Source organism: Thermococcus sp. EP1, from assembly GCF_001317345.1.
In the GTDB taxonomy this organism is placed as follows: domain Archaea; phylum Methanobacteriota_B; class Thermococci; order Thermococcales; family Thermococcaceae; genus Thermococcus_A.
Genome location: NZ_JXCG01000012.1, coordinates 42,229 through 51,062 on the forward strand (window position 1 = coordinate 42,229; position 8,834 = coordinate 51,062).

The 8,834-nt window shown below is 39.3% G+C and carries 9 protein-coding genes; 6 read left to right on the forward strand and 3 right to left on the reverse strand.

All coding sequences use genetic code 11. The annotated features are described in order from the left end of the window. The first annotated feature begins 45 nt into the window (after nt 1-45). The 6 genes from cpsA to EP1X_RS08635 all read left to right on the forward strand — a co-directional run bounded on the left by cpsA (nt 46) and on the right by EP1X_RS08635 (nt 5,070). Nucleotides 46-1,221, forward strand: a complete 1,176-nt coding sequence (cpsA, locus tag EP1X_RS08610) for a carboxypeptidase CpsA (RefSeq protein ID WP_216597221.1) — start codon at nt 46-48, stop codon at nt 1,219-1,221. A gap of 65 nt (nt 1,222-1,286) precedes the next feature. Then, nucleotides 1,287-1,766 carry an NYN domain-containing protein gene (locus EP1X_RS08615; protein WP_055283633.1) on the forward strand — a complete coding sequence of 160 codons (480 nt, stop codon included), beginning with the start codon at nt 1,287-1,289 and terminating at the stop codon, nt 1,764-1,766. Nucleotides 1,767-1,807: 41 nt separating this feature from the next. Then, nucleotides 1,808-1,987, forward strand: coding sequence for a KH domain-containing protein (locus tag EP1X_RS08620; RefSeq protein ID WP_055283635.1), 180 nt, complete (start codon nt 1,808-1,810; stop codon nt 1,985-1,987). A gap of 3 nt (nt 1,988-1,990) precedes the next feature. Next, entirely contained in the window at nt 1,991-2,572 is a 582-nt protein-coding gene (locus EP1X_RS08625; protein ID WP_055283637.1) for a site-2 protease family protein, read from the forward strand. 74 nt (nt 2,573-2,646) lie between these two features. After that, a complete protein-coding gene (gene pgiA / locus EP1X_RS08630) occupies nt 2,647-3,219 on the forward strand; it encodes a glucose-6-phosphate isomerase (RefSeq protein WP_055283639.1) in 573 nt (190 codons plus the stop codon). Between the two features lie 165 nt (nt 3,220-3,384). After that, nucleotides 3,385-5,070, forward strand: coding sequence for a methylmalonyl-CoA mutase (locus tag EP1X_RS08635; RefSeq protein WP_055283641.1), 1,686 nt, complete (start codon nt 3,385-3,387; stop codon nt 5,068-5,070). A 2-nt stretch (nt 5,071-5,072) separates the two neighbouring features. Here EP1X_RS08635 and EP1X_RS08640 read toward each other — a convergent pair whose 3' ends face one another. From EP1X_RS08640 to EP1X_RS08650, 3 genes are all read right to left on the reverse strand, one after another. After that, a complete protein-coding gene (locus tag EP1X_RS08640; protein WP_253276565.1) occupies nt 5,073-7,208 on the reverse strand; it encodes a hypothetical protein in 2,136 nt (711 codons plus the stop codon). A 21-nt stretch (nt 7,209-7,229) separates the two neighbouring features. Further along, complete coding sequence (locus EP1X_RS08645) at nt 7,230-8,018, reverse strand: ABC transporter permease (RefSeq protein ID WP_055283644.1); 789 nt, start codon at nt 8,016-8,018, stop codon at nt 7,230-7,232. Further along, nucleotides 8,011-8,834 (reverse strand): ABC transporter ATP-binding protein (locus EP1X_RS08650; RefSeq protein ID WP_055283646.1); only part of this gene is annotated, 824 nt, incomplete at its 5' end. The genes EP1X_RS08650 and EP1X_RS08645, both read right to left, overlap by 8 nt.

An 8,834-nucleotide genomic window follows, 5' to 3' on the forward strand; every position in this document is an offset into this window, starting at 1 on the left:
TCATTTTTATTTGTCTTTGGAATAATTCAAGAGGAGATGAGACATATGGGGATTGAATCCCGAATTATAGATCTTGCAAAGCAATTAGAACCGTATGTCATTGAGAGAAGAAGAGATTTTCACATGTATCCAGAAGTAAAGTTTGAAGAGACTAGAACTTCTAGTATCGTGGAAGAAGAACTCAAACAGCTTGGGTATAAAGTTCTTAGAACTGCCGAGACAGGCATCATTGGAATTTTAAACGGTGGGAAAGAGGGCAAGACTGTCGCATTGAGGGCTGATATGGATGCTTTGCCGATTCAGGAGGAGAATGATGTCCCTTACAAGTCCAGAATTCCAGGAAAAATGCACGCTTGCGGTCATGACGCACACACAGCAATGCTCCTCGGAGCAGCAAAAATACTGGCTGAAATAAAAGAGCATCTTGGAGGGACTGTGAAATTAATATTCCAACCTGGAGAAGAAGGTGGTGCTGGAGCTAAAAAGATTGTCGAAGAAGGACACTTGGATGACGTAGATGCAATATTTGGCATCCATGTATGGGGCCACCTTCCTTCTGGAACTATCGCCACAAAAGAAGGTCCTATAATGGCATCATCTGACGGCTTTATTATTCGAATAAAAGGAAAAGGCGGACATGCTGCATCACCCCATCTAACAAATGACCCTACAGCCCCTGCTGTAGACATATACAATGCCCTTCAAAAGATTGTCTCAAGAAGTGTTAATCCCTTATCTCCCATAGTTATCACAACTCCCATGATAGAAGCAAGTCATGGATATAACGTAATCCCCGACAGCTTAGAGATTAGAGGGACTTTGCGGACATTTGATATGAACCTTAGAACTAAAATAATAGAGAAAATAGAGAGCATTGTGAAACACTACTCAGCTGCTTGGGATTGTGAAGGAACTCTTGAATTATTTAGAATACCCTATCCTCCAACAATTAATACTCCAGAACTTGCTAAGTTTGTTATGAAAACTGCGCGAGAATTAGGGCCCATTACTAAAGCAGAAATGACTATGGGAGCAGAAGACTTTGCATTTTACTTACAAAAAGTTCCTGGTGCATTTATCTTCCTAGGGATTAGAAATGAGGAAAAAGGAATAATCTATCCCCATCATCATCCTAGATTTGACGTTGATGAGAGTGTACTTTGGAAGGGGTCTGCCCTGTATTCTCTCCTAGCCTACAAGTATCTGAAAGGGGACGAATAACATCTCATACTTAAGAGTATTTCCTGTCCTTTCCCCATTTTATAAATTTCTAAGAGGGGAATATCATGTCTCAAAAAAACAACCAAACTCCGCAAATTGGTTTGGTTGTAAATGGCCCTAATATCCTATCGAAACGATTTAACGTCAGGATTGATGAGATTCCAAATATTTTGAGAAGTCTTGGAAGAATTGTTATAGGGAAAGTCGTTCTTAACCATAACATCGCTCCAAAACTTGTTGAGATTATCATTGACTCTGGTTTGGAGCCAATCATTGTTAATGGGAGAGTTGATGTGGCTGTTGCCGTTGAGACTATGAAAATAATCTACAACCCAAAAATAAATATTCTAGCATTAGGAGTTAGAGATGCACACTTCATGCCTCTTGTCATAGAAGCCAAAAAGATGGGGAAAGAAGTAATTATTATCACTCCAAAAGACGAAATAAGCGATGCACTACAAAATACTGCAGACAGGGTTATAGAGCTTTCAGGAAACCAGTTTCGAGATTGGGTTACAACATCTTCAAAATTAACCTCTCCTTAAACTTTATATTATGAGTCTCCAAGATTTTCTTGGGGTCAAAGATGAGAGAAGAACTCAAACGCATGCTCAAAGTTGAGATCCTAGAGATCGAATACGAACAAGATAAGATAATTGTTTATGTCCCTAAAGACCAAATTAGAATAGCCGTAGGTAGCGGAGGAAGTGCTGTCAAAGCAGCGGAGCTTGTTCTCGGTAAAAAAATTGAAATCCGGGGTAGATGAAAGATGGCATTTGAGTTCAAGAAACAAGAAATAGAAGACCTAGTAATCTCATTCATAGTCCTTACACTTGTTTTTTCCCGTTTTAACATAAAGATAATCCCCTACGTAGCACTGGGTATCTTCACTGCGTTTATCTTTCACGAAATCGCCCATAGACAAGTAGCCAGAAAGTATGGATATTACGCGATTTATAGAAGATGGGATACTGGAATCTTGCTTGCTCTCTTCCTAGGAATTCTTAACAAATTATTGGGACTTAGATTCCTTTTTGTTGCTGTTGGTGCGGTTCAGGTTTATTCTCTATATGCCGGGTGGGAAGATAGAGAAATATATGGAAAAATAAGTCTCGCCGGACCAGTGACAAACATACTGGTAGGAATAATTGCCATAGCCTTATTGAGTTTTGGGAAGCCTTCCGGAGTTGTTGGAGTTTCTCTTTATTACGCTGCTTATATCAATCTATTGCTGGCATTCTTTAATCTCCTCCCAATACCCCCACTGGACGGTTATAAGGTCCTAAAGTGGAATCCTGGTTATTGGGCAGTTGCAATAGGGACTGCTTTTCTCCTTCAATCCCTCCTCTAATTTTTCACCTTTAGTGATACAAAAAGAGAAAAGTTAAAATAGAACGGGCAAATTGAGATATAGAGGTGAAGAAAATGGAGTACAAAATACCTTTCGGTGTCAAACTAGATTTTGAAACTGGGATTATTGAGAATGCAAAGAAAAGTGTTAGGAAGCTCAGTGACATGAAGGGATATTTTATCGATGAAGAGGCACAGAAAAAAATGATTGAAGAAAGCGACCCCGTGGTTTATGAGGTATATGCTATAGAACAGGAAGAGAAGGAAGGAGATTTAAACTTCGCTACAACAGTTCTTTATCCAGGAAAGGTGGGAAAAGAGTTTTTCATGACAAAAGGTCATTATCATTCAAAGATAGACCGAGCAGAAGTTTACTTTGCTCTCAAGGGCAAGGGAGGAATGCTTTTACAAACCCCAGAAGGTGACGCAAAATGGATCCCAATGGAGCCTGGTACAATAGTCTATGTTCCTCCATATTGGGCCCATAGAACAATAAACACTGGAAATGAGCCATTTATCTTTTTAGCCCTCTACCCAGCAGATGCTGGACATGATTATGGAACAATTGCTGAAAAAGGATTTTCTAAAATAGTAATTGAGGAAAACGGGGAAATTGTTGTCAAAGACAACCCCAAATGGCAAGAATAAATCTCTTTTTCACTTTATTTATATTCTTAAGATATCTGGATAAAAAATCCAATAGAAAACGAGCTTTTAGCTATTTGACTCTCCTCATTGGCTTTGACAGGCATTTCTGGAGTAAAAACTAAAAGATTTTTATATGCTTAAAACATAACCCCTACGGTGGTGTTAATGACCTTCGATAAAAAGAGGATAGAGGATATTAAAAAAGCCGAAGAAGAATGGAATGAAAAAACTGTAAAACCTTTCATCGCAAAAAGGCCAGAAAGAAAGGAAAAATTCATGACCGCAGATGGATTTGAGATCAAACGGGTATACACTCCCGCTGATCTTGAGAACTGGGAGTATCTAGAAAAGCTCAACTTCCCTGGCCAATACCCATTCACAAGAGGAGTTTATGCTACGATGTATAGAGGAAGACTATGGACAATGAGACAATACGCTGGTTTTGGAACCGCTGAAGAAAGCAATAAGCGTTACAAATACCTCTTGGAGCAAGGGCAAACTGGTCTAAGCGTCGCTTTTGATTTACCAACACAAATTGGTTATGATTCCGATCACCCCATGGCAGAAGGTGAGGTTGGTAAAGTCGGTGTTGCTATTGATTCTCTCAAGGATATGGAGATACTCTTTGATGGAATTCCCCTAGATAAGGTTTCTACATCAATGACAATTAACGCTACAGCCGCTAATCTCTTAGCCATGTATATTCTTGTGGGTCAAAAACAAGGTGTTTCACAAGATCAACTTAGAGGAACTGTACAAAACGATGTATTAAAGGAATACATCGCCAGAGGAACGTACATCTTCCCACCACAGCCATCTATGAGGCTAACAACAGACATCATAATGTATTGTGCAGAACATGTTCCAAAATGGAACTCAATAAGTATAAGTGGGTACCATATTAGAGAAGCTGGAGCAAATGCAGTTCAAGAAGTTGCCTTCACTCTTGCTGATGGTATTGAGTATGTTAAGGCTGTCATAGCAAGAGGTATGGACGTTGATAAGTTCGCTCCAAGATTGAGCTTCTTCTTCAATGCTCACAACAATTTCCTAGAAGAGATTGCCAAGTTTAGGGCAGCAAGAAGACTGTGGGCCAAGATAATGAAGGAGAAATTTGGAGCCAAGAACCCAAGATCAATGCTCTTGAGATTCCACACCCAAACAGGCGGTTCAACACTCACAGCTCAACAACCAGAAAACAATATAGTTAGAGTTGCCATTCAGGCCCTAGCCGCAGTTTTAGGTGGAACCCAATCCCTCCACACTAATAGTTATGATGAGGCCCTGAGCCTTCCAACAGAAAAGAGCGTTAGAATCGCCTTAAGAACACAACAAATCATTGCATACGAGAGTGGAGTGGTTGATACCATCGACCCACTTGGAGGAAGCTATTACATTGAGTGGCTTACCGATCACATAGAAGAAGAAGCTATGAAGTACATTGAAAAGATTGAAGGCATGGGAGGAATGATGAAGGCCATTGAAAGGGGATACATCCAGAAGGAGATCGCCGACTCAGCTTATAAGTACCAGAGGGAAGTTGAAGAGAAGAAGCGCATTATTGTTGGTGTGAACGAATTTATCGTAGATGAACCACTAGAAGTAGAAATCCTCAAAGTCGATCCAAGCATCAGGGATAAACAGGTAGAGAGATTAAAGAAACTTAGAAGTGAACGCAATAATAAAAAGGTTGAAGAAGCATTGGACGCATTGAGAAAAGCCGCTGAGACCGAAGATGAGAACCTAATGCCATACATAATCGAAGCCCACAAGCACCTTGCAACCCTTGGTGAGGTTACTGACATTCTCAGAGAGGTTTGGGGTGAATACAGGGCCCCATTGATTTTCTGATTCTATCCAATTTTCTTTTCTAAATATATTACAATAGCCAAAAGCACTACTAAGCCTAAAATCAACAGGTAAATTTCTCTCGAAGTTAATTCACTCACTTCTGGCCTTCCCCCAGATACTTTAAAGTGGAGGGTTACGTTTCCCTCCCCAACAACAGCTATGGCAACAAAATCTTCATAACTCCTTATCCCAAACTCCCCTTTTATAGTCCTTCCTCTTCCCTTAAAGACCCCTTTAAAATTAGTAGAGAGTGGGTCAAGATTCTCTTTCTCATTGTTAAGAGTGAAATAATAAGCCCTAAGTTCAACCTGTTTATCTGAATCTAAAGAAACCTCAAGCCGTTGTCCTCTAAGAGACGTTGCATTTATAATAAAAGTTCTCAAGCCCTCACCAAATTCTCTCCTTTTAAGTTCAAAGCTTATATTCTTAGGTTCGTTGAGATACTCAGCCACCAAAAGCACTCCGTCAAAGTAGTTTTCCCCCTCAATCATAATCATGAAGTCGCTCTGGTTAAAGATAAGATAATCACTCCTACCTTTCTCTTGCGTTGAGGAAGCCACAATCTTCCCAGAAGAATCTAAGAGATGGATTCTCAAGTCTTTTCCCTGTCTTATGTATCTCCCATATATTATTGCGATCTTCTCTCCCTTCCAATGTTCAAATACGAATGGAGGCGTTATCTTGTTCCCAACAATCCTATATGGCAAACCTATATGGTGGTATTCACTAGTATAGTTTATCTTTGCAAGCCAGTTATCACCATACACTGGTAAAATCCCAATCCCAGTCACTTCCAACTTAAGGGGAACTTCGATCCCATTTATAGTCACGTTAAATAGGATTGGCTCATTAAGTGCAAAACCTTGGGGAAGGTTAGGAAGCTTTAGGACGAGACTCACCTGTGCACTTTGAACCACATCAAGTTCTTTAACCTGAGTATCATCATAATAGAAGTATGCTTTTATTGAATCTGGCAACCCCTCAACACCAAGCACAACCTTCTCATTTCCTGCTATAACAATTGCATAACTTGTCGTTCCTCCTAAAATTCCCCTGGCATAAGAATTTACTGCTTTCACATTGAGTTTAGTTTTTAGTGAGATTGGAAAAGCGACAGAGTAAGTTGGAGAAACTACACTAAGAGTCAAAATCTGAACATCTTCTGGAACAACAAACTCTAAGAGGACTTCTTCATTAGGGCCTATTTTCACATCTCTGTAGTAAGGTTCACTTATTATTACTCCATTTTGGTAAACAGTAGCTTTTCCAGAAAATGCAGTTTTTCCTTCGTTTTTAAGCCAGATGTAGAGTGTATCTCCTTCCTTTGTCACATTCACTAACGAAATAGCAGGAGACTCAAAATAAAAGCTTTCTTGTTTTATGATGCTGTAATCTACAACTATTGTCCCCTGAGTAACGTCTGTTTCAAAGGTTACCTCCCTTTCCTCTTTTGATTCAAGGAGAACTTCTTTTCTGTCAAAGGTCATGCCACTAAAGAGAAGCTTAACTGTGACATTAATGGGATCCCCATGATTTTTGAGGAGAATGTGAAGCTTGTCGTCTCTCCAAATTCTCTCTATTGTCACAAGCTCATCAAAAGAAGGAATCGTTAGGCTCTTCGAAATTTTTGCATTTTTTAACGTGAATGTCAGCTGAGTGTAAGAAGGCTTTATTTTTAAGATAATATCTTTATTCGGCTTTAAGTATAGCTTCTTTTCTGTCACAGTTACTCCTTGAGTTGAAACAATGAGAGTGTCGTCAATCTCATAGTAGCCAGTGTTCGTGATTTTTACCTTTATATACGCATCAAAAGACTCAAGAAGAGTGACCTCAAAGTCCTTCCTCTTCACTACCTCAAGATTGGAGTAGTTTCCTAAGATATGGAGCTTGAGAGTGAGAGTATCCATATCTACGCTTCCCACAGTATAGTTCACACCATTGAAGAAAACGCTCTCTCCAAACTGCAAAGCCTTAAGGATACTCTCATTCCCTCTTTCCAAGGTCAGAAAAACTAGGCCAGGATTGTTTTGAGCAACGTCGAAAGTCACAGTGGTGTTATCCACTATCAATACCTCATCTATTCCAAGCTCAACAGAAAGAGCAAAGGCGTTTCCAACAAACAAAAGGAAAATAAACATTGATAAAAATCTTTTCATGGTTCATCCCTCATACTCTCTTCTATATAACCCTAATAAGGTGAAAATTAAGCTAAGTAAGATAACGCCGAGGAAAAACATCCCACTCATATTTGGATCACCCTTATAAGCGTCTAAACCAGTGTTGAGTGTAAATCCTTTCTTTAGAAGAACTCCTATTTGATAACTCAAGTTAAAGCGCTCAGGATTATCAAAGAATGGCAATTGGGGAAGTATGAACTGAGCTGTAAACACTAGTCCAAAGCTTGCTAATGAAGCATAGAGAGGTCTTGAGAGAATTACTGAAAGCAGCATTGAAACTCCTCCCAAACTTCCAAGTACAAGAATCGTGATCACAAGAACAAACAGAAAATCATCAAAAGTTGCAGTAAATCCTTCAAAACCCGCTTTATAGAGAAGAACCATGTAGATTTGCATAACCAAATAGGGAATCCCAAATATCAATGCCACTGCTGTTATACCAGAAAAGAACTTGCCGAGTACTATTTCACTTTTCTTTATTGGTTTTACTAAGAGTATTCTTATTGTCCCCCTATCTATTTCACTCGCCAGCAAATCGCTCATAATGATTATTACCACAAGCTGGCCTATTACACTTGCCCAGAAGTTTATCAAAAATTGAGAAATATTTATCTGAAATGAGATCTCCAAGGCCTTTGCACCATATTCCGTTATCTCTTCATGGGTAAAGAAATAAACTATCACGGGAAGAAGCATTAACGCAAGCATTACTTTTAGTCTTCTAGACTTCAAAAGTCTGTAAACTTCGTTTTGGTAAAGAACACTAATCACTTGCCTCACCTATGCCGAACTTTTCCATGAGAATTCTTTCAAGAGGGCTTGTATGAGGCCTGAAAAGCTTTAAGCGAATGCCCTGGGAGGTTAGGTATTTTGGAAACTGGAGGAAAAGCTCATCCAAAAACCTTGGGTCTACTTGAACTCGTATAATCCCCTCCTCTTCCCAAACCTCTCTTACGTAGGGCTTTTCTTTTAAAAAGTTGAGTGCAAAAGCGTTGTTAGAAGTTGCAATGTCATAATCATTCTCTTCTATTTGCGTGAGATCTCGTATCCTTCCCTGAGCAATAAGCCTACCTTGATTGATGAGGCCAACATAGTTGCACATCTTTTCCACTTCACTTACTATATGAGAGCTAACAAAAATTGTCTTCCCTTCTTTTGCGAGGGATATGATTTTTCCAATAAACTCTATTCTTCCGAGAGGATCCAGATTTGCCGTTGGTTCATCCAATATTAAAAGTTCGGGATTACCAATCAAAGCAGAAGCAAAAGCTACTCTCTGCTTCTGGCCCGAAGATAACTCTTTTATTTTGTTTAATGCTAGTTTTCCAACACCCACATAGCTCATCAGTTCCTTTGCTTGCTCTATTGCTTTCTCTTTTTTTATACCAGAAAGTCTGCCCATATATATGAGAAAGTCAAAAATTGTCATGTCCTCATATGCTATTGGAACTTCAGGCATATAACCTACACTTTTCATGATTTCAACCCTTTTTTGGGGCATCTCAAGCCCAAAGATCTTTATTTCTCCATATGTCGGCCTCAAAGATGCAGTAAGCATTTTTATTGTGGTTGTTTTTCCTGCTCCAT

Bases quoted from the DNA above. Each gene is read 5' to 3' on its own strand.
- EP1X_RS08615 (WP_055283633.1), top strand. From the start codon at position 1,287: ATGTCTCAAAAAAACAACCAAACTCCGCAAATTGGTTTGGTTGTAAAT.
- EP1X_RS08620 (WP_055283635.1), top strand. From the start codon at position 1,808: ATGAGAGAAGAACTCAAACGCATGCTCAAAGTTGAGATCCTAGAGATC.
- EP1X_RS08640 (WP_253276565.1), bottom strand. From the start codon at position 7,208: ATGTTTATTTTCCTTTTGTTTGTTGGAAACGCCTTTGCTCTTTCTGTT.
- EP1X_RS08635 (WP_055283641.1), top strand. From the start codon at position 3,385: ATGACCTTCGATAAAAAGAGGATAGAGGATATTAAAAAAGCCGAAGAA.
- EP1X_RS08625 (WP_055283637.1), top strand. From the start codon at position 1,991: ATGGCATTTGAGTTCAAGAAACAAGAAATAGAAGACCTAGTAATCTCA.
- cpsA (WP_216597221.1), top strand. From the start codon at position 46: ATGGGGATTGAATCCCGAATTATAGATCTTGCAAAGCAATTAGAACCG.
- pgiA (WP_055283639.1), top strand. From the start codon at position 2,647: ATGGAGTACAAAATACCTTTCGGTGTCAAACTAGATTTTGAAACTGGG.